This is a genomic window from Streptomyces lacaronensis, from assembly GCF_047337785.1.
GTDB lineage: Bacteria > Actinomycetota > Actinomycetes > Streptomycetales > Streptomycetaceae > Streptomyces > Streptomyces lycopersici.
This window is the reverse complement of sequence record NZ_JBLHDK010000003.1, coordinates 919,250-942,245: the sequence shown is the minus strand read 5'-3', so window position 1 is coordinate 942,245 and position 22,996 is coordinate 919,250. Positions and strand designations below refer to the sequence as shown.

The 22,996-nt window shown below is 72.4% G+C and carries 1 protein-coding gene (only partly in view); it reads left to right on the top strand.

Features of this window, described 5'->3' with window-relative positions; translation table 11 throughout:
* The first annotated feature begins 236 nt into the window (after positions 1 to 236).
* Positions 237 to 22,996, top strand: the 5' portion of a protein-coding gene (locus ACMTAK_RS05015) for an SDR family NAD(P)-dependent oxidoreductase (protein ID WP_413805009.1). The gene runs 7,702 nt beyond the window's last position; 22,760 of the gene's 30,462 nt are visible here — the first part of the coding sequence; its start codon is at positions 237 to 239; its stop codon lies off the right edge, out of view.

Genomic DNA, 22,996 nt, shown 5'->3' with positions numbered 1-22,996 from the left:
ACTCGACGGAGCGCGGCCAAGGCTGCTCGACCCCGGATGGATTCGTCCGCGCCAACGCCCGCAGCAGATCGGCAAACACGTTCTCGGATCCTGATTTCGAGCGCCGATTCCACTGCGGCATGCTCAGATGCCCGGCTCGTAGCGACGTCCTGGGTGAACTGTTCGCTGCCGACCGTAGGTACGGCGATCGTCTTGGCAGTCCGCCAACGCTCTGACACACAGGACAAGGTCGCGCTATGTCTTCCGAGCACCATGGTCGTCATGACAACGTTGTAGCGGTGGTGGGCGTCGCCTGCCGGCTGCCCGGCGCGGACGGCCCGACGGCGTTCTGGGACCTTCTGCGGCACGGCGTCGAGGCGGTCGGAACAGCCTCCGGCGATCGTCTTCCCGCCGATCCGACGGCGCCGGCGCAGGGCGGCTTCCTCGCCCGGATCGACGAGTTCGACGCCGGTTTCTTCGGGATCCCGCCGGCCGAGGCCCACGCCATGGATCCTCAGCAGCGCCTCGTCCTGGAGTTGGCCTGGGAGGCGCTCGAAGAGGCGGGCATCGTCCCGGCCTCTCTGCACGGCACTACGACCGGCGTCTACCTCGGTGTGATGGGCGACGACTACGCCCGGCTGACCTTGGGCGACCCGGACGGCCCGAGCGCGTACAGCGCCACCGGCGTCTACCGCAGCATCATCGCCAACCGCGTCTCGCACTTCCTCGGAGTGCACGGCCCCAGCCTGACCATCGACGCCGGACAGTCCTCGTCGCTGGTCGCCGTCCACTTGGCCGTCGAGAGCCTACGGCGCGGCGAGTGCGACACGGCGCTGGTCGGCGGCGTCAGCCTGATCGCCGACCCGGACAGCGGGCGACTCACCGCCCGGTTGGGCGCGATGTCACCCGACGGCCGCTGTTACGCCTTCGACGAGCGGGCAGGCGGATTCGTCCGGGGCGAGGGTGCCGGCCTGGTCGTCCTCAAACGGCTGAGCGCGGCGATCGCCGACGGGGACCGGGTGCTCTGCGTCATCCGGGGCAGCGCCATCAACAACGACGGTGACGGCGAGCGGCTGACCGACCCGAGCGCGGCGGCCCAAGAGGCGCTGCTGACCAGCGCTTACCAGCGGGCCGGGGTGACGGTCGGCGACGTCCAGTACGTGGAGGCGCACGGCACCGGCACCCGGGCCGGCGATCCGGTCGAGGCGGTCGCGCTCGGTGCCGCACTGGGCCGGCACCGGCCGGCGGACGCCGCGCTGCGGATAGGCTCGGTGAAGACGAACATCGGCCACCTCGAGGGCGCGGCCGGCATCGCCGGACTGATCAAGACAGTGCTCTGCATCGCCCACCGGGAACTGGTGCCCAGCCTCAACTTCGAGCGGCCGAACCCGGCGATCGCCTTCGACGAGCTCGGTCTCGGGGTCCAGCGGGAAACCTCGCCTTGGCCCCGTCCGCAGGATGAACTGATCGCGGGGGTCAGTTCGTTCGGCATCGGTGGCACGAACTGCCATGTCGTCCTGAGCGAGTGGACCGCGCCGGCGCCGGCCGCGCCGGACCGTCCCGAGCTCGGTGTCCTTCCGCTGGTCCTCTCCGGAGCAACCGACGCGGCCCTGTCCGCCCAGGCCGCGCGCCTCGCCACTCACCTCGATCGGCCGGAGCTGGCCGCGGCGGACCTGCCGGAGCTGGCACACGCGCTGGCCACCACGCGCACCGCGTTCGCGCACCGCGCCGTCGTGATCGCCCCCGACCGCGAGGGATTAGCCACCGGGTTGGCCGCCCTCGCGGACAACCGCGCTCGCCGCGGCGTCGTCCGTGGCACGGCCGGCGCCGCCGGCACCGCATTCCTCTTCTCCGGGCAGGGTAGCCAGCACGTCCGGATGGGCCTCGAACTCGCCGCCGCGCACGAGGCGTACGCCCGTGCCTTCGCCGAGGTCGAGAGGGTCATGGATCCGCACCTCGACCACTCCCTGGCCGAGATCCTGCGCGACCCCGACCTGATCCATGAGACCGCCTACAGTCAGCCCGCCCTGTTCGCCGTCGAGGTCGCGCTCTTCCGCCTCTACGAGAGCTGGGGCATCGCCCCGGACCTGCTGGGCGGGCACTCCATCGGTGAGCTCGCGGCCGCGCACGTGGCCGGCATTCTGAGCCTGGACGACGCTTGCACGCTGGTTGCCGAGCGCGGCAGGCTCATGCAGCACCTCCCGGACGGCGCCATGCTGTCGCTGCGCGGCGACGAACATGAAGTACGCACGTTCCTCGAGTCGGCGGCGGCCGACGTCTCGATCGCCGCTCTCAACGGCCCGGTCAGCACCACCCTTGCCGGAAACCGCGACGAGCTCACCGACCTGGCCGAGCGCTGGCGCGCCGACGGTGGCAGATGCCAGTGGCTGGAGGTGAACCGGGCCTTCCACTCTTCGCACACCGACCGGATTCTCGACGAGTTCCGTGAGGTCGCGGAGCGTCTCACCTACGCCCGGCCGCGCATTCCGGTCGTGTCCAACGTCACCGGGCGCGTCGTCACCGGTGACGAGATGAGCTCGGCCGACTACTGGGTCCGGCACGTCCGGCAGACCGTACGGTTCCTCGACGGCATCCGGGCCCTCGACGAGGCCGGCGTCACCACGTTCGTCGAGCTCGGCCCGGACACGGCGCTGTCCGCGATGGGCCGGTCCTGTCTGCCCGGCCGTGACGCCGTGTTCGTCAGCGTGCTTCAGGCCCGGCAGCCGGAGACGCGGTCCGTGATCGCCGCTCTGGCCGAAATGCATGTCCGCGGCGTACGGATTGACTGGAACGCCGTGTTCGGCGCGACCCCGGCTGCCCATGTGCCCCTGCCGACGTACGCGTTCCAGCGCTCCCGCTACTGGCTCGGCTCAGCGGCCGCGCCGGAACCGGACGCCACTGGCTCCGCCCTCGACCGGCGGATGGCCGGGCTGGCACCGACCGAACGTACGCTGGTCATGCTCGACTTGGTGCGCGAGCACGCCGCCGCCGTGCTCGGCCACGACGATCCGGGGGCGGTCGCCCCGACGCTCGCCTTCCACGACCTGGGTTTCACCTCGTTCAGCGGTGTCGATCTGGGTACCCGCCTGGCCCGAGCGGCCGGAGTCGCGCTGTCGCCGACCGCGGTCTTCGATTTCCCGACGCCGCAGGCGCTGGCCGAGCATCTGGTGCGGCTGGGGTCGGGTACGAAAAAGACTGCCGGTGAGGTGGTTCGGCCGCGGTCGGTGGGTGAGCCGATCGCGATCGTGTCGATGGCGTGTCGCTACCCCGGTGGGGTGTCCTCGCCGGAGGACTTGTGGCGGCTGTTGTCCGAGGGCGTGGACGCGGTCGGTGGTTTCCCGGCCGATCGCGGCTGGGATACGGAGTCGGCCGGGTATGCGCGGGTGGGCGGTTTCCTGTCCGGTGCGGCCGACTTCGACGCGGAGTTCTTCGGGGTGTCGCCGCGTGAGGCGGTGGCGATGGACCCCCAGCAGCGGCTGCTGCTCGAAGTGTCCTGGGAGGCCCTGGAGCGGGCCGGCCTGGACCCGGTCGCGATGAAGGGTACGGACGCCGGGGTCTTCACGGGGCTGTACTCGCAGGACTACGCCTCGCGGCTGCCGGAGGGCGATGCGGGCGGCTTCCGGCTGACGGGAAACACGTCGAGCGTGGCGTCCGGCCGGGTGGCGTACACATTCGGTCTCGAGGGCCCGGCGGTCACCGTGGACACGGCGTGTTCGTCGTCGCTGGTGGCGCTGCACCTGGCGGCGCAGGCGCTGCGCAACGGCGAGTGCTCGATGGCGCTGGCCGGTGGTGTGACGGTGATGGCCACCCCGGGGATGTTCACGGAGTTCGCGGTGCAGGGCGGGCTGGCGGCCGACGGGCGGATCAAGGCGTTCTCGGCCGAGGCCGACGGCACCAACTGGGCCGAGGGCGTCGGGGTGCTGGTGCTGGAGCGGTTGTCGGAGGCGCGGCGGCTCGGGCATCCGGTGCTGGCGGTCCTGCGGGGCAGTGCGGTGAACCAGGACGGGGCGAGCAATGGCCTGACCGCCCCGAACGGTCCTTCGCAGGAGCGGGTGATCCGGCGGACGCTGGCCGATGCCCGGCTTTCCGCTTCGGACGTGGATGTGATTGAGGGGCACGGGACGGGGACCACGCTCGGGGATCCGATCGAGGCGCGGGCGCTGCTGGCGACGTACGGGCAGGGGCGGCCGGAGGACCGGCCGCTGTGGTTGGGATCGCTGAAGTCGAACATCGGGCACACCCAGGCCGCGGCCGGCGTGGCCGGTGTCATCAAGATGGTCGAGGCGATGCGCCACGCGACGCTTCCGGCGACCCTGCACGCCGGTGAGCCGTCGCCGCATGTGGACTGGACGGCCGGCGAGGTACGCCTCCTGACGGAGGCGCAGCGATGGGAGTCGGAGGGCCGTCCGCGGCGGGCCGGTGTGTCGTCGTTCGGGATCAGCGGGACCAATGCGCATGTGATCCTCGAAGAAGCTTCCGCTGAGCCGGTTGCGGCTTCGTCGGCGCCCCCGGTGGTGACCGGTGGCGTGGTGCCGTGGGTGTTGTCGGCGCGGTCGGAGGCGGGGTTGCGGGCGCTGGCGGGCCAGCTGGCGTCGGGTGTCCCGGCCGGGGCCGACACCGCGGATGTGGCGGGGACGCTGGCGGCTTCGAGGGCTGGGCTGGAGTTCCGGGCGGTGGTGCTCGGTGCCGACCGTGCGGAACTGGACGAGGGCCTGACGCGGGTGGAGCCGGTCGGGGCGGCGGCCCGGGGTCCGGTGGCGTGGGTGTTCCCGGGGCAAGGGGCGCAGTGGACCGGCATGGGCCAGGAGCTGGCGGATTCTTCCCCGGTGTTCGCGGGCGTGCTGGACGAAGTGTGTGCGGTGGCGGATCCGTTGTTGGGTCGCTCGTTGCGGGAGGTGATGTTCTCCGGCACCGAGGTGCATCAGACCGGCTTTACCCAGGTGGCGATCTTCGCGTTCGAGGCCGGGTTGGCGGCGGTGGTGCGGGCGGCGGGCCTGGAGCCGGACTTCGTGGCCGGTCACTCGGTAGGTGAGGTGACGGCCGCCTATGTGGCCGGCGCGGTCACTCTCGAAGACGCGGTGCGGCTGCTGGTCGCGCGGGGCGCGTTGATGCAGGCACTGCCGCCTGGCGGGGTGATGGCGGCGGTGCAGGCCGGCGAGCATGAGGTGGACCTGTCCGGCCTGGAAGACCGGGTCGCGGTGGCGGCGGTGAACGGCTCGACGGCAGTGGTGCTGTCCGGGGACGAGGATGCGGTCGAGGTTGCCGTCGGGCGGCTGGAAGGCCGTAAGGTGCGCCGGCTCGAGGTCAGCCATGCGTTCCATTCCCCGTTGATGCGTCCGATCGCTGCTGATGTGGCGCAGGTGGTGGCCGGAATCCAGTTCGCGGAGCCGCGGGTCCCACTGGTGTCCGCGGTCACCGGGGCGGTGGCGGACGCGGACGTGCTCCGTGATCCGGAGTACTGGGTGGAGCAGGCGGTGGGTACCGTCCGTTTCCACGACGCCGTCCGTTATCTGCACGGGCGTGGCGCGGCTGGGTTCTTGGAGGTTGGCCCGGACCGGGTGTTGTCGGCTGTGGTCCACGGCGGCGAGAGCGGGGTGTGGGCGGCCAGTCTGGCCGAACGGGGAAACGCCGGGGCTCGTCGTCTGTTGGCCGGTCTGGCCGAGGCATGGGCTCATGGCGCGGCGGTGGATTGGACCCGCCTGGTCCCGGCCGGCCGTCCGGTGGTGTTGCCGACGTATCCGTTCCAGCACCGCCGGTATTGGGCGGCGGGCCGGGCGGCGTCGGGGTCGGGCCATCCGGTGCTGGGTGAAGGCGTGCCGCTGGCCAGTGGTGCCGGGACGGTGTTCGCGGGGCGGCTGGCGGCCGATCCGCTGATCGACGGGTCGATGGCGGTGGCCGAGCTGGCGGTGTACGCGGCGGGGCAGGCCGGTTGGCCGGTGCTCGAGGAGCTTGAGTTCGAACAGGTGCTGGCGCCGGAGGGTCCGGTGCAGGTGCAGGTGAGTATCGCGGGACAGCGGTTGGAGGTGTTCGCGCGTCCGTCCGCGGTGGGCGAGTGGGTGCGGTACGCCAGCGCGGTGGTCTCGGAGCAGGTCCGGCCGGTGCCGGACCATACCGGCGACGAGGTGGCCGTGGAGGTGCCCGATGCCGCCGGCTATGCGATCCACCCGGCGCTGCTGGAGGCCGCGCTGAACCTGGGCCCGGATGAGGTGCCGTCGCGGTGGGAGGGCGTACGGCTGCATGCGGCCGGGGCGCGGGAGCTCCGGGTCCGCTCGGACGGGTCGGGTTTGCTGGCCGTGGACGGTGGCGGGCAGCCGGTTCTGGAGATCGCGCGGATGACCGCGCGTTCGGCACCGGGTGATGGGCCGGGGCGTGGTGAACTGCTCGGCCTGCGCTGGGAGCCGGTGTCGGCGCACGGCCTCGGGGCGGCGGAGTGGACGGTGATCCGGCCCGGCGAGAACGTTCCGGCGTCGGGTGACGAGCCGGTGACCGTGGCCGCGGTGTGCGAGGGCGAGGATCCGCTGAGCTGGGCGCTCGGTGTTGTGCAGCAGTGGACGGGTGTGGATCGGCCGGTCGGATCTCGCCTGGTGGTGGTGACTCGGCAGGCGGTGGCGGCCGGTCCGGGTGACATGGTTTCCGGCCTGGTCCAGGCACCGGTGTGGGGTCTGGTACGGGCGGCCCGTGGTGAGCACCCCGGCCACGTCCTGGCGCTGGCTGACACCGATACCGACGACCTGGCCCCGCTGGCCGCCTCGGTGGTCGGCGGTGACATGGAGGTGGCCGTTCGCCGCGGCGAGGTACGCGTGCCCCGGCTGCGCCCGCTGCCCGCCACAGCGCTGCCCGAATGGCCCACTCTGGGCGGCACGGTTCTGGTCACCGGCGGCACCGGCACGCTGGGCGGTCTGGTGGCCCGGCATCTGGTGGAGCGGCACGGCGTTCGGGACCTGGTCCTGGCCAGCCGGTCCGGTGCGGGCGCGCCCGGTGTTGACGGGCTGGTGGCCGACTTGGAAGCCGCCGGGGCCCGGGTGCGGGTCGTGGCCTCGGATCTGGCCGATCCCGACGCGGCCGACGCGCTGGTCGCGGGCATCCCGGACCTGGTCGGGGTGGTGCACGCGGCCGGGGTGCTGGCCCCGGAGACGGTGCAGGCGCTGACACCGGAAGGGCTCGGACGCACGCTGCGGGCGAAGGCCGTTTCGGCGTGGCGGTTGCACGAGGCGACCCGCGGCCTGGACCTGCGGCTGTTCGTGCTGTTCTCCTCACTGTCCGGGCTGCTGAGCACGGCCGGCTTCGGGGCGTATGCCGGGGCCAACGTCTATCTGGACGCGCTGGCCGCGCGTCGGCGGGCGGAAGGGCTGCCGGCGGTGTCGATCGCCTGGAGCATGTGGGAGCAGACCAGCGCGCTGACCGAAGACCTGCCCGTGGTGTACGCGGACCGGCTGACCCGTGGCGGCGGCGTGCCACTGGAGACCGGGCATGCGCTGAGCTTGCTGGATGCCGCGGTGGTGAGCCCGGAGCCGATGGTGGCGGCCGGGCTGGACATCGCCGTGGTGCGGGCCGGGCTCGCCGCCGGGCTGCCGCTGTCTCCCGTCCTGCACGCCCTCGGCCGACCCCGGCGGCGCGCGGTCACGGCCGGCGCCGGCCCGATGGGTCAGCTGGCCGTCCGCCTGGCCGGGGCGCCCGAGGCCGAACACTCCCAGCTCGTGCTCGATCTGGTCCGCCGGCACGCCGCCGCGGTGCTCGGCCACGACGATCCCGGTTCGATCACGCCTGCGCTGCCCTTCCACGATCAGGGCTTCACCTCGTTCACCGGTGTCGAATTCGGCAACCGTCTCACCGGGGCGACCGGAGTGGCGCTGTCGCCGACCGCGGTCTTCGACTACCCGACGCCGCAGGTGCTGGCCGAGCACCTGGTCGCCCAGGCGACCGGCGCGGCCGCGCGGAAAAAGGTGGAGCTGGCGCGGTCGGTGGGTGAGCCGGTCGCGATCGTGTCGATGGCGTGTCGCTATCCCGGTGGGGTGTCCTCGCCGGAGGACTTGTGGCGGCTGGTGTCCGAGGGCGTGGACGCGGTCGGTGATTTCCCGGCCGATCGCGGCTGGGAGACGGAGTCGGCCGGGTATGCGCGGGTGGGCGGTTTCCTGTCCGGTGCGGCCGACTTCGACGCGGAGTTCTTCGGCATTTCGCCGCGTGAGGCGGTGGCGATGGACCCGCAGCAGCGGCTGCTGCTCGAAGTGTCCTGGGAGGCCCTGGAACGGGCGGGCCTTGACCCGACCGGGCTGCGCGGTTCCGACACCGGGGTCTTCGCCGGACTGTCCGGCCAGGACTACAGCTCGCGGCTGTCCGACAGCGACGCGGGCGGCTTCCGGCTTACGGGGAACGCGTCGAGCGTCGTTTCCGGCCGGGTGGCGTACACGTTCGGTCTCGAGGGTCCGGCGGTGACGGTCGATACGGCGTGTTCGTCGTCGCTGGTGGCGATGCACCTGGCGGCTCAGGCGCTGCGGAACGGGGAGTGCTCGCTGGCGCTGGCCGGTGGTGTGACGGTGCTGGCGACGGAAGGGGTGTTCGCGGAGTTCGCGACGCAGGGCGGCTTGGCGTCCGATGGCCGGTGCAAGCCGTTCTCGGCCGCCGCCGACGGTACGGGCTGGGGCGAGGGCGTCGGCGTGGTGCTGCTGGAGCGGCTGTCGGAGGCGCGGCGGCTCGGGCATCCGGTGCTGGCGGTGTTGCGGGGCAGCGCGGTGAACCAGGACGGGGCGTCCAACGGCCTGTCGGCCCCCAACGGCCCGTCGCAGGAACGCGTCATTCGCCGGGCCCTGGCCGATGCCCGGTTGACTCCGGGCGATGTGGATGTGGTGGAGGGGCACGGGACGGGGACCACGCTCGGGGACCCGATCGAGGCCCAGGCGCTGCTGGCGACATACGGGCAGGACCGGCCGGAAGATCGGCCGTTGTGGCTGGGGTCGGTGAAGTCGAACATCGGCCACACCCAGGGGGCGGCCGGGGTGGCGGGCGTGATCAAGATGGTCGAGGCGATGCGGCACGGGACGCTCCCGGCGATGCTGCATGCCGATGAGCCGTCGCCGCATGTGGACTGGTCGGCGGGCGAGGTGCGGCTGCTGGCCGAGGCGCGGCCGTGGGAGGCGGCGGACCGTCCGAAGCGGGCAGGGGTGTCGTCGTTCGGGATCAGCGGCACCAACGCCCATGTGATTCTCGAAGAAGCCCCCGCTGCTTCGACCGTGGTCCCGTCGGCCGAGCCGGTGGTGACCGGCGCCGTGGTGCCGTGGGTGTTGTCGGCGCGCTCGGGTGCGGGGTTGGCGGCGCTCGCGGGTCGGCTGGTGTCGGATGTCCCGGCCGAGGTCGGCATCGGGGATGTGGCGGTGTCGCTGGCGGGGAGCCGCGCCGGGCTGGAACACCGGGCCGTGGTCCTGGGTGTCGACCGTGCGGAACTGGACGAGGCGCTGACGCGGGTCGAGCCGGGTGGACCGTCGGTGGCCGGTGGCGGTGTGGCTTTCGTGTTCCCGGGCCAGGGTTCGCAGTGGCCCGGGATGGGCCGTGAGCTGCTGGCCTGTTCTCCGGTGTTCGCCGAGTTCGTGGCCGAGTGCGAGCGGCTGGTGGACTTTCCGCTGCGGGACGCGCTGGTGTCGGGGGCGGGGCTGGACCGGGTGGAGGTGGTCCAGCCGGTGTTGTTCGTGATGATGGTCGGCCTGGCCAAGGTGTGGGAGGCGGCGGGGGTGGTCCCGTCGGCGGTGGTGGGCCATTCGCAGGGTGAGGCCGCCGCGGCGTGTTTCGCGGGGGCTCTGTCGTTGGAGGACGCCCTCGGTCTGGTGACCGCGCGGGGTCGGGCGTTGGCGGCGCTGGCGGGTACGGGCGGGATGTTGTCGGTTGCGGCGGCCCCCGAGGTGGTCGAGGGCCTGCTGGCGGACGGACTGGGGATCGCGGCGGTCAACGCGGCCGAGCAAGTAGTGGTCTCCGGCGCGCCGGAGCCGTTGGACGCGTTGGCAGCACGGTGTGAGGCGGCCGGGATCCGGGCCCGTCGTGTCGATGTGGATTACGCGAGCCATCACCCGTTGGTGGAGTCGGTGCGGGACGACTTGTTGGCGGTGCGGGTATCGCCGCGGGCGGGTCGGGTGCCGTTCTATTCGGCGGTGACCGGCACGGTGATGGACACCGTGGAGCTGGATGCCGCGTATTGGTGGCGGAATCTGCGGGAGCAGGTGCGGTTCGCGCAGACCGTGGCGGCGGTGCCGGTGGCCGGTTTTGTGGAGGTGTCCCCGCATCCGGTGCTGGTGCCGGGTATTGAGGGTCGTTGGGCGGTTGGGTCGCTGCGTCGCGATGATGGTGGGCAGCGGCGCCTGTTGGCTTCGTTGGGTGAGGCGTGGACTCATGGTGCGGGGGTGGACTGGGCCCGCCTGATTCCGGTCGGCCGTCCGGTGGCGTTGCCGACGTATCCGTTCCAGCATCGCCGGTATTGGGCGTCGGGTGGCGTTACGGGCCGGGGCGACGCGGGCCACCCGCTGTTGCGGTCGGCGGTGCGGTTGGCCGAGGACGCCGGCTGGGTTCTGTCGGGGCGGGTGTCGACGGGGACGAGTCCGTGGCTGGCTGATCACGCGGTCTCGGGAACGGTGCTCGTGCCCGGGGCGGCGCTGGCCGAACTGGTGCTGAACGCCGGGGACCGTGTCGGGTTGCCCGCGATCGGGGAGATCACGTTCGAGCAGCCCCTGGTCCTGAATGGCGGCCCGATAGACCTTCAGGTGTCGGTGGAGGGCGATCGGGCGGCCGTGTTCTCCCGTACCGGGGAGCAGTGGACCCGGCACGCGACCGCGACTCTGGCCGATCCGGCGGGGACGGTGGAAGGCCTCGACGGGCAGTGGCCCCCGGTCGGCGCGCAGCCGCTGCCGGTCGGCGACGCCTACGAGGCCATGGCGGGTCGCGGATACGAGTACGGGCCGGTGTTCCGTGGCCTGCGGGCGGCCTGGCGGCTCGGCGAGGACCTTTACGCCGAGGTGGAGCTCCCCGCCGGGGATGCTCAGGACGGGTTCGCGATCCACCCGGCGTTGCTGGACTCCGCCTTGCACGTGATGGTCGTGGCAGCGAACGGCGGCCACGGGGTGCTGCTGCCGTTCGCGTGGCGGGATGTGCGGTTGCACGCGACGGGGGCGTCCGCGCTGCGGGTGAGGTTGAGCCCGGTCGGCCCGGATGCGTTCGCTCTGCTGGCTGCCGATGGTGAGGGCCGGCCGGTGGTATCGGCCGCCGCGATGATCTCCCGGCCCGCCGACACCAGCCGGCTCGCCGGCCCCGGCGCGGGTGTGGGCTTGCTGTCACTCGAATGGGCGCCGCTCAGCCTCGGCCCGGCACCGGAGCGGGCTTGGATCCAGGTCGGCCCGGAGCTCGACCTGCCCGAGGCGACGGACGAGCCGTTGTTCGCCTTGGCCGACCCGGCGGACTTGCCCGGCGGGCTGGGCCTGGTGCAGGCGTGGCTGGGGGCTGGGTATCCGGCGGGGTCGCGGCTGGTGGTCCGTACCCGTGACGCGGTAGCCGCGGCTGACGGTGACATGGTCGCCGGGCTGGAGTCGTCGGGGGTGTGGGGGCTGGTGCGGTCGGCGCGGTCCGAGCACCCGGACGCGGGTCTGGTGCTGCTCGACGACGACGGACGCCCCGAATCGGCAGAGATCACCGCCGCTGCGCTGGCCACTGGGGAGAAAGAGCTCGCGTTGCGGGCGGGGGCGGCCCTGGTTCCCCGTCTGCGCCCGGCATCGGCCGCACCCGAGCTGCCGACCGGTTCGGAGGCGTGGCGGCTGCAATGGGCTGCCGACGGTGACCTGGACGAGATGCGGGTGGTTCCGGCCCCGGACGCCGAGCGGCCGCTGGGCCCCCATGAGGTCCGTATCGCGGTCCGCGCGGCCGGAGTGAACTTCCGCGACCTGTTGTCGGCGCTGGGCATGCTGCCCAACGACCCCCGGCCGCCGGGCAGCGAGGGCGCTGGGGTAGTGGTCGAGGTCGGTCCCGACGTGCACGGCCTGGTGCCCGGCATGCGCGTGATGGGGATGTTCCAGGGATTCGGCCCGCTGGCGGTGGCCGACGCGCGGCTGACGGTGCCGGTGCCGGACGGGTGGAGCGACGTCGAGGCGGCAGCCATACCGATCGTCTACCTGACGGCCTATCACGCGCTGTTCGACCTGGGCCGGGTGCGGGCGGGGGACCGGGTGCTGATCCACGCGGCGTCCGGCGGTGTCGGCATGGCGGCGGTCCGGCTGGCGATGGCGGCCGGTGCCGAGGTGTTCGCGACGGCGAGCCCGGCCAAGCAGGCCGCGGTGGCCGAGCTGGGCGTGACACGCATCGCTTCCTCGCGTACGGCGGATTTCGCGGGCGAGTTCGGCCAGGTCGATGTCGTGCTGAACTCGTTGACCGGCGAGTTGTTGGACGCGTCGCTGGGGATGCTGGCCGACAGCGGAAGGTTCGTCGAGCTGGGCAAGACTGACATCCGTGATCCGCGGCAGGTCCCCTTCGACGTGGCGGATCTGGACCCGGACCGGCTCGCGGAGATGTGGCGGCGGGTCCTGGAGCAGGTCGAGCCGCTGCCGGTCACGGTGTTCCCGGCGGCTCAGGCCGGTGCGGCGCTGCGGTACATGAGCCAGGCCCGGCACGTGGGCAAGATCGTGTTGCGTCTGCCCGGGGTGGGTGACGGCGCGGTGCTGATCACCGGCGGGACCGGAACGCTGGGTGGGTTGGTCGCCCGGCATCTGCTGGACCGGCACGGGGTACGGGATCTGGTGCTGGCCAGCCGGTCGGGGCCGGCTGCGCCCGGTGCGGCCGAACTGGCTGCTGAGCTGGAGCTGGCCGGGGCGCGGGTGCGGGTCGTCGCGGCGGACTTGTCCAACCGCGCCGCGGTCGACGCACTGGTGGCGGGCATCGCGGATCTGTCCGGGGTGGTGCACGCGGCTGGGGTGCTCGAGGACATGCCGGTGACCTCGGTGACCAGCGAGTCGCTGGCCCGGGTGCTGGCCGCCAAGGCCGAGGCGGCCTGGCATGTGCACGAGGCCACCGCCGGACGGGACCTGCGGATGTTCGTGCTGTTCTCGTCGCTGGCGGGGCTGCTCGGCAATCCCGGACAGGGCAACTACGCCGCGGCCAATTCCTATCTGGACGCCCTCGCCGCGCACCGGACGGCCCTTGGGCTGCCGACGGTGTCCATCGCCTGGGGTCTGTGGGAGCAGCGCAGTGCCATGACCGGTGCGCTGGCCGAGGTTGACCGGGCCCGGCTGGCGCGTGGCGGTGGTGTGGTGCTGGGTACGGAAGAGGCCTTGGGCCTGCTGGACCGGGCGCTGAGCATCGGCCGGCCGGTGGTGGCGGCGGGCTTGGATGTGGGTGCGGTCCGGGGCGCCATCGCGGCCGGGACGCCGGTACCGACGGTGCTGCTCGGCCTGGGCCGTCCGCCACGTCGCGCCATCGCGGCCGCCGCGGGGTCGACCAGCGTGCTGGGCCGTCGCCTGCTGGGCCTGGCCGAAGCCGAGCGGTTGCTCGTCCTGCTGGATCTGGTGCGTGAGCACGCGGCGGTGGTGCTGGGCCACGGTGATGCGAGCGGCGTGGAGTCCGGGCGGGCGTTCCGGGATATCGGCTTCGACTCGCTGACAGCCGTGGAGTTGCGGAACCGGCTGGCCGCGGCGGCGGGGCTGGCGCTGCCGACCACGCTGGTCTTCGACTACCCCACACCGCAAGCGCTGGCCGATTACCTGCTGGGGCGGATGACCGGTGCGGCCCCGGCCGTCGCCGAGGTCGTTCCGGTGTCGCGGTCGGTCGATGAGCCGGTCGCGATCGTGTCGATGGCGTGTCGCTATCCCGGTGGGGTGTCCTCGCCGGAGGACTTGTGGCGGCTGGTGTCCGAGGGCGTTGACGCGGTCGGTCACTTCCCGGCGGACCGCGGCTGGGATTCTGAGTCCGCTGGTTACGCGCGGGTGGGCGGTTTCCTGTCCGGCGCGGCCGACTTCGACGCGGAGTTCTTCGGGATCTCGCCGCGTGAGGCGGTGGCCATGGACCCGCAGCAGCGGCTGCTACTGGAGGTGTCCTGGGAGGCGCTGGAACGGGCCGGCTTCGACCCGACCGGGCTGCGCGGCTCCGACACCGGGGTCTTCGCCGGTCTGGCCTTCCAGGGCTACGAATCGCAGCTGTCCCACAGTGACGGCAGCGGCTTCCGGCTGACCGGAAACACGACGAGTGTGGCGTCCGGCCGGGTGGCGTACGCGTTCGGCCTGGAGGGTCCGGCGGTCACGATCGATACGGCGTGTTCGTCGTCGCTGGTGGCGATGCACCTGGCCGCGCAGGCGTTGCGGAACGGGGAATGCTCGCTGGCGCTGGCCGGGGGCGTGACGGTGATGGCCACCCCGGGAACGTTCGCGGAGTTCGCGGTGCAGGGCGGGCTGGCATCGGACGGCCGGTGTAAGGCGTTCTCGGCCGGAGCCGACGGCACCGGCTGGGGCGAGGGCGTCGGGGTGCTGGTGCTGGAGCGGTTGTCGGAGGCGCGGCGGCTCGGGCATCCGGTGCTGGCGGTGCTGCGGGGCAGTGCGGTGAACCAGGATGGGGCCAGCAATGGGCTGTCGGCTCCCAACGGTCCGTCCCAGGAGCGCGTCATTCGCCGGGCGCTGGCTGATGCCCGGCTTTCCGCTTCGGATGTCGATGTGGTCGAGGGGCACGGGACCGGGACGGCACTCGGGGACCCGATCGAGGCGCAGGCGTTGCTGGCGACCTACGGTCAGGAGCGGTCGTGGGAGCGGCCGTTGTGGCTCGGGTCGGTGAAGTCGAACATCGGCCACACTCAGGCCGCCGCCGGGGTGGCCGGTGTGATCAAGATGGTCGAGGCGATGCGGCACGAGATGCTGCCCCCGACTCTGCACGCCGATGAGGCGACGTCGCATGTGGACTGGTCGGCCGGGGATGTGCTGCTGCTGAACGAATCGCGGTCCTGGACGCCCCATGAACGGCCGCGCCGGGCCGGGGTGTCGTCGTTCGGGATCAGCGGCACCAACGCCCACGTGATCCTCGAAGAAGCCCCCGTTGAGCCGGTCGCGGCCCCGTCGTCGGAGCCGGTGGTGACCGGTGGCGTGGTGCCGTGGGTGCTGTCGGCGCGGTCGGACGCGGCGCTGCGGGCGCTGGCCGGCCGGCTGGCTTCGGTTGTCCCGGCGGGGGCGGGGATCGCGGATGTGGCGGGGGCGCTGGCGGCGTCGAGGGCGGGGCTGGAGTTCCGTGCGGTGGTCATGGGCGCTGACCGTGAGGAGCTCGAGCAGGGTCTGGCGGCGGTGGAGTCGGCCGGGGCAGTGACGCGGGGTCCGGTGGCGTGGGTGTTCCCGGGCCAGGGGTCGCAGTGGGTGGGTATGGGCCGCGAGTTGGCGGAGTGTTCACCGGTGTTCGCGGGCGTGCTGGACGACGTGTGTGCGGTGGCGGACCCGTTGCTGGGCCGTTCGCTGCGGGATGTGATGTTCTCCGACGCCGAGGTGCACCAGACCGGATTCACGCAGGTGGCGGTCTTCGCGTTCGAGGCCGCTTTGGCCGCCGTGGCGCGGGCGGCGGGTCTGGAGCCGGATTTTGTCGCCGGTCATTCGGTGGGTGAGGTGACGGCGGCGTATGTGGCGGGTGCGGTGTCGCTGGAAGACGCGGTGCGGTTGTTGGTGGCGCGGGGTGCGTTGATGCAGGCGTTGCCGTCGGGTGGGGTGATGGCGGCGGTGCAGGCAGGCGTACAGGAAGTGGATGTGTCCGGTCTGGAGGACCGGGTCGCGGTGGCGGCGGTGAACAGTTCGTCGGCGGTGGTGCTCTCCGGTGACCGGGACGCCGTCGAGGAGGCGGTGGGCCGCCTGCCCGGCGGGAAGGTGCGTTGGCTGGAGGTCAGCCACGCGTTCCATTCCCCGTTGATGCGCCCGATCGCCGACGAGCTGGCGCGGGTGGTGGCGGGGATCCGGTTCGTGGAGCCGCGGGTGCCGCTGGTGTCGGCGGTCACCGGCGGTGTGGTCGGCGCGGATGTGCTGGGTGATCCGGGGCATTGGGTGGAGCAGGCGGTGGGTACGGTTCGGTTCCACGACGCCATCCGCTACTTGCATGGGCGTGGCACGGCCGGGTTCCTTGAGGTCGGCCCGGACAGGGTGTTGTCGGCCGTGGTCCACGACGGCGGCGGCAGCGAGGTGTGGGCGGCCGGCCTGGCTGAACGTGAGAACGCTGGAGTTCGTCGTTTGCTGGTCGGTCTCGCTGAGGCGTGGACTCATGGCGCGGCGGTGGATTGGACCCGCCTGATCCCCGTCGGCCGTCAGGTGGTGCTGCCGACGTATCCGTTCCAGCACCGCCGCTATTGGGCGTCGGGTGGCGGCACGGGCCGGGGCACCGCGGGTCATCCGCTGTTGGACAGCGCGGTGCGGCTGGCTGAGGACGCCGGCTGGGTGTTGTCGGGGCGGGTGTCGGCGGGGACGAGCCCGTGGCTGGCCGATCACGCGGTGTCGGGGACGGTGCTGGTGCCCGGAGCGGCGCTGGCGGAGCTGGTGCTGCACGCTGGAGACCGGGCTGGTCTGCCGGCGATCGGGGAGATCACGTTCGAGCAGCCGATAGTGCTCGACGGCCATGGCCCGGTCGATTTCCAGGTGCGGGTCGACGGGGACAGGGCGAGCGTCTTCTCCCGTACGGGAGAGCAGTGGACCCGGCACGCCACTGCCACCCTGGCCGACCCGGTCGGGACGGTGGCCGGCCTGGACGGGCAGTGGCCTCCGGCCGGGGCGGAGCCGCTGCCGGACGTGGACACCTACGAGGTCATCTCGGCACGGGGGTTTGACTATGGACCCGCGTTCCGTGGCCTGCGGGCCGCCTGGCGGCTCGGCGAGGACCTGTACGCCGAGGTGGAACTCCCCGCCGCCCTGGGGGAGGGGCAGGACGGGTTCGCGATCCACCCGGCGCTACTGGACGCGGTCCTGCACGCCCTCCTCGCCGCCGGGAACGGCGACGGGGTGCTGTTGCCGTTCGCGTGGCGGGATGTGCGGTTGCATGCGACCGGGGCGTCGGCGCTGCGGGTGCGGCTGAGCCCGGCCGGGCCGGACGCTGTCTCTCTGCTGGCCGTCGACGGCGAAGGCCAGCCGGTGGTATCGGCCGCCGCGATGATTTCCCGGTCCGCCGATATCAGCCGGCTGGCCGCCCCCAGCCAGGCCGCGGGCCCCGGCTTGCTGGCTCTGGAATGGACACCGGTCGATCCCGGACCCGAGCCGGAGCGGATGCCGGTGCGGGTGGGGTCCGAACTGGACCTGCCCGAGGTGGCGGATGAGCCGCTGATCGCCTGGGCTGAACCGGCGGACGTACCCGCGGCTCTGGCCCTGGTGCAGGGCTGGCTGGCGATCGGCTACCCGGTCGGCTCACGCCTGGCGGTCCGCACCCGTGACGCGGTGTCGGCGGCGGACGGGGACACCGTGGCCGGGCTGGAGTCGGCGGGGATCTGGGGCCTGGTCCGGTCGGCGATGGCCGAGCACCCGGACGCGGGCCTGGTGCTGCTCGACCTCGACGGCCGTCCCGAGTCCGAGGCGATCGCCGACGCGGCCACGGCCACCGGCGAAAGGGAAATCGCCCTGCGCGGCGGGGCGGCGCTGGTGCCGCGGCTGCGACCAATACCGGTCAGCCGGCCGGACGCCGGGCCCGCCCTCGACGGCACGGTGCTGATCACTGGTGGGACCGGGACACTCGGCGGCTTGGTCGCCCGGCACCTGGTGGACCGGCACGGCGTGCGGGACCTGGTATTGGTGAGCCGTTCCGGCCCGGCCGCGCCCGGCGCCACCGAACTCGCCGCCGAACTGGAGGCGACCGGCGCACGAGTGCGGATCGCGGCCGCGGACCTGTCCGACCGTGCCGCGGTGGACGCGCTGATGGCCGATACCCCTGATCTGGCCGGGGTGGTGCACGCGGCGGGAGTCGTCGAGGACATGGCGGTGACCTCGCTGGGTCCCGCGTCGCTGGGCCGGGTGCTGGCCGCTAAGGCGGACGCCGCCTGGCACCTGCACGAGGCGACGCGGGATCTGGACCTGCGGATGTTCGTGCTGTTCTCGTCCCTGTCCGGACTGCTGGGCGGCGCGGGACAGGGCAACTACGCGGCGGCCAACACCTACCTGGACGCTCTCGCCGCCCACCGGACGGCCCAGGGGCTGCCCGCCGTCTCGATCGCCTGGGGTCTGTGGGAGCAGGCCAGCGCCTTGACCGGCTCGCTGACCGCCACCGACCGGGCCCGGCTTTCCCGCGTCGGCGGTGTGGCTCTGCCGACCGAGCAGGCACTGGGCTTGCTGGACCGGGCGCTGAGCGCGGGCCGGCCGGTGGTCGCGGCGGGACTGGATGTGGGCGCGGCCCGCGACGCGACCGCGGCCGGGACACCGCCGCCGTCGGTGCTGCGTGACCTGGTCCGTGCGCCCCGCCGGCCGGCCGCGGGTGGACAAGGTACGAGCACCTTCGCCCGCCGCCTGCTGGGCCTGGGTGAAGCTGAGCGCTTGCTTGTCGTGCTGGATCTGGTGCGCGAACACGCCGCTGCCGTTCTCGGCCACGGTGATGTGGGCGGTGTGGAGTCGGGGCGGGCGTTCCGGGATCTGGGCTTCGACTCGCTGACAGGGGTGGAGCTGCGTAACCGGTTGGCCGTTGCGGCCGGGTTCGCGTTGCCGGCCACGCTGGTCTTCGACTACCCGACGCCGCGGGTGCTGGCCGAGTATCTGCTGGCCCAGGTGACCGGTGCGGCCCCGGCCGTCGCCGAGGTCGTTCCGGTGTCGCGGTCGGTCGATGAGCCGGTCGCGATCGTGTCGATGGCGTGCCGCTACCCCGGTGGGGTGGCCTCGCCGGAGGACCTGTGGCGGCTGGTCTCCGACGGGGTTGACGCGGTCGGTGACTTCCCGGCCGACCGCGGCTGGGATACGGAATCGGCCCGATACGCGCGGGTGGGCGGTTTCCTGAGCGGGGCGGCCGACTTCGACGCCGAGTTCTTCGGGATCTCGCCGCGTGAGGCGACGGCGATGGACCCGCAGCAACGACTCCTGCTCGAGGTGACCTGGGAGGCACTGGAGCGCGCGGGCCTGGACCCGGCGGCGATGAGGGGCACGGACACCAGCGTCTTCGCGGGCCTGATCGGCCAGGACTACGGTTCCGCGCCGGGCGGTGAGGGCTACCGGCTGACGGGCAAGATGTCGTCCGTGGCGTCGGGGCGCGTGGCGTACGCGTTCGGCCTGGAGGGTCCGGCGGTGACGGTCGATACGGCGTGTTCGTCGTCGCTGGTGGCGATGCACCTGGCCGCGCAGGCGTTGCGGAACGGGGAATGCTCGCTGGCGCTGGCCGGGGGCGTGACGGTGATGGCGACGCCGGAAGTGTTCGCGGAATTCGCCTTGCAGGGCGGGCTGGCATCGGACGGCCGGTGTAAGGCGTTCTCGGCCGGAGCGGACGGCACCGGCTGGGGTGAGGGCGTCGGGGTGCTGGTGCTGGAGCGTCTGTCGGAGGCGCGGCGGCTCGGGCATCCGGTGCTGGCGGTGCTGCGGGGCAGTGCGGTGAACCAGGACGGTGCCAGCAATGGGCTGTCGGCTCCCAATGGTCCGTCGCAAGAGCACGTCATTCGCCGGGCGCTGGCTGATGCCCGGTTGACCCCGGTTGATGTGGATGTGGTCGAGGGGCACGGGACCGGGACGGCACTCGGGGACCCGATCGAGGCGCAGGCGTTGCTGGCGACCTACGGTCAGGAGCGGTCGCGGGAGCGGCCGTTGTGGCTCGGGTCGGTGAAGTCGAACATCGGCCACACTTCGGCGGCGGCCGGCGTGGCCGGTGTGATCAAGATGGTCGAGGCGATGCAGCACGAGATGCTGCCGCCGACACTGCACGCGAGTGAGGCATCGCCGCATGTGGACTGGTCGGCGGGGGATGTACGGCTGCTGACCGAGGCCCATCCGTGGGAGTCCGCCGGGCGGCCGCGCCGGGCGGGGGTGTCGTCGTTCGGGATCAGCGGCACCAACGCTCACGTGATTCTGGAGCAGGCTCCCGCTGAGCCGGTTCCGGCCCCGTCGGCGGAGCCGGTGGTGACCGGTGGCGTGGTGCCGTGGGTGCTGTCGGCGCGGTCGGATGCGGCGCTGCGGGCGCTGGCCGGCCGGCTGGCGTCGGTTGTCCCGGCGGGGGCGGGGATCGCGGATGTGGCGGGGTCGCTGGCGCGGAGCCGGGCGGGGCTGGAGTTCCGTGCGGTGGTCTTGGGCGCTGACCGTGAGGAGCTGGATCGGGGTCTGGCGGTCGTAGAGGTGGCTGGACCGGCGATCGGTGGTCCGGTGGCGTGGGTGTTTCCGGGGCAGGGGTCGCAGTGGGTGGGTATGGGTCGTGAGTTGGCGGAGTGTTCGCCGGTGTTTGCGGGGGTGCTGGATGAGGTGTGTGCGGTGGCGGATCCGTTGCTGGGTCGTTCGCTGCGTGAGGTGATGTTCTCGGGTGTTGAGGTGCGTCAGACTGCGTTTACGCAGGTGGCGGTGTTCGCGTTTGAGGCTGGTTTGGCGGCGGTGGCGCGGGCGGCGGGTCTGGAGCCGGATTTTGTCGCCGGTCATTCGGTGGGTGAGGTGACGGCGGCGTATGTGGCGGGTGCGGTGTCGCTTGAGGATGCGGTGCGGTTGTTGGTGGGGCGGGGTGCGTTGATGCAGGCGTTGCCGTCGGGTGGGGCGATGGCCGCGATCCAGGCTGGTCTACAGGAAGTGGATTTGTCCGGTCTGGAGGACCGGGTCGCGGTGGCGGCGGTGAACAGTTCGTCGGCGGTGGTGCTCTCCGGCGAGCGCGATGCGGTCGAGGAGGCGGTGGGCCGTCTGGAGGGTCGGAAGGTGCAGTGGCTGGAGGTCAGCCATGCGTTCCATTCTCCGTTGATGCGCCCGGTCGCCGATGAGCTTGCGCGGGTGGTGGCGGGGGTTCGGTTCTCAGAGCCGCGGATCCCGTTGGTCTCGGCGGTGACCGGTGGGGTCGTTGGCGTGGATGTGCTGGGTGATCCGGGGCATTGGGTGGAGCAGGCGATTGGCACGGTCCGGTTCCACGATGTCGTCCGGTTCCTGCACGGGCGTGGTGTGGCCGGGTTCTTGGAGGTTGGCCCGGACCGGGTGTTGTCGTCTGTGGTCCATGACGGTGGGGCGCAGGTGTGGGCGGCGAGTCTGGCTGAGCGTGATGATGCGGGGGCGCGTCGTCTGTTGGTGGGTCTGGCTGAGGCGTGGACTCATGGCGCGGCGGTGGACTGGACGCGTCTGGTTCCCCAGGGCAGCCTGGTCACCTTGCCGACGTATCCGTTCCAGCACCGCCGGTATTGGGCGTCGGGTGGTGTGGCCGGGCGGGGCAGTGCCGGGCATCCGCTGCTGGACAGTGCGGTGCGGCTGGCCGAGGACGCTGGTTGGGTGTTGTCGGGTCGGGTGTCGGCGGCGACGAGTCCGTGGTTGGCGGATCATGCGGTGTCGGGGGCGGTGTTGGTGCCGGGTGCGGCGTTGGCGGAGTTGGTGTTGCATGCCGGGGATCGGGCCGGATTGCCCGTCATCGGGGAGATCACTTTCGAGCAGCCTTTGGTGCTGAACGGCGGCCCGGTCGATGTGCAGGTGTCGGTCGAGGGTGGTCAGGCGGCCGTGTTCTCCCGTGCCGGGGAGCAGTGGACCCGGCACGCCAGCGCGACTCTGGCCGACCCGAGCGGGACGGTCGCGCCCCTGGACGGGCTGTGGCCCCCGGAAGGCGTGCAGCCGCTGCCCCTTGATGACGCGTACGAGGTCATGGCGGCTCGCGGATACGAGTACGGGCCGATGTTCCGTGGTCTGCAGGCGGCTTGGCGGCTCGGCGAGGATCTGTACGCCGAGGTCGAGCTGCCCGTCGGTGATACTCAGGACGGGTTCGCGATCCACCCGGCTCTCCTGGACGCCGCGCTGCATGTCCTGATCGCCGCTGCCGAAGACGGTGACCACATCGGGCTGCCGTTCGCGTGGCGGGATGTGCGGTTGCACGCGACGGGTGCGTCTGCGTTGCGGGTGCGGTTGAGCCCGGCCGGGTCGGATGCGTTTTCTCTGCTGGCCGTCGATGGTGAGGGCCAGCCGGTGGTGTCGGCCGCCGCGATGGTTTCCCGTCCGGCCGACACCGGCCAGCTCACCCGCTCCGGCACGGGTGCGGGGCTGCTGTCGCTGGAATGGGCGCCGCTGACTCTCGGATCAGCACCGGAGCAGGCCTGGGTGCGGGTGGGCCCGGAGCTGGATCTGCCCGAGGCGGCGGACGAGCCGGTGTTTGCCTGGGCTGAGCCGGCGGATCTGCCTGGGGCGTTGGCGCTGGTGCAGGCGTGGCTGGAGGCCGCGTATCCGGCGGGGTCGCGGCTGGCGGTCCGTACCCGCGACGCGGTCGCGGCAGGGACGGGCGAGACCGTGGCCGGTTTGACGGAGTCTGGGATCTGGGGTCTGGTCCGGTCGGCTATGGCTGAACATCCGGACGCGGGTCTGGTGCTGCTGGACGACGATGGCCGCCCCGAATCCGCTGAGACCGTCGCCGCCGCCCTGGCTACAGGGGAAAAGGAACTGGCCCTGCGGGCGGGTGCCGTGCTGGTGCCCCGCCTGCGCCCGGTTCCGGGCAGGTTGGAACTCCCGCAGGGTCCGGGTGCGTGGCGGTTGGAGTGGGCTGCGGGCGGTGATCTGGACGGGGTGCGGGCGGTTGCGGCGCCGGACGCCGAGCGGCCGTTGGGGGCGTACGAGGTGCGGGTCGGGGTCCGCGCGACCGGGGTGAACTTCCGTGACGTGCTGAAGGGCCTGGATATGCTCCCCGCCGATTCCCGGCAACCGGGTGGCGAGGGTGCCGGGGTGGTGGTCGAGGTCGGCCCCGAGGTGACCGGTCTGGTGCCCGGCATGCGGGTGATGGGGTTGTTCCCGTGGTTCGGATCGCTCGCGGTGGCTGACGCGCGGCTGATGGTGCCGGTTCCGGACGGATGGAGCGATATCGAGGCGGCGGCAGCGCCGATCGCGTACCTGACCGCCTATCACGCGCTGTTCGATCTGGGCCGGGTGCGCTCAGGGGA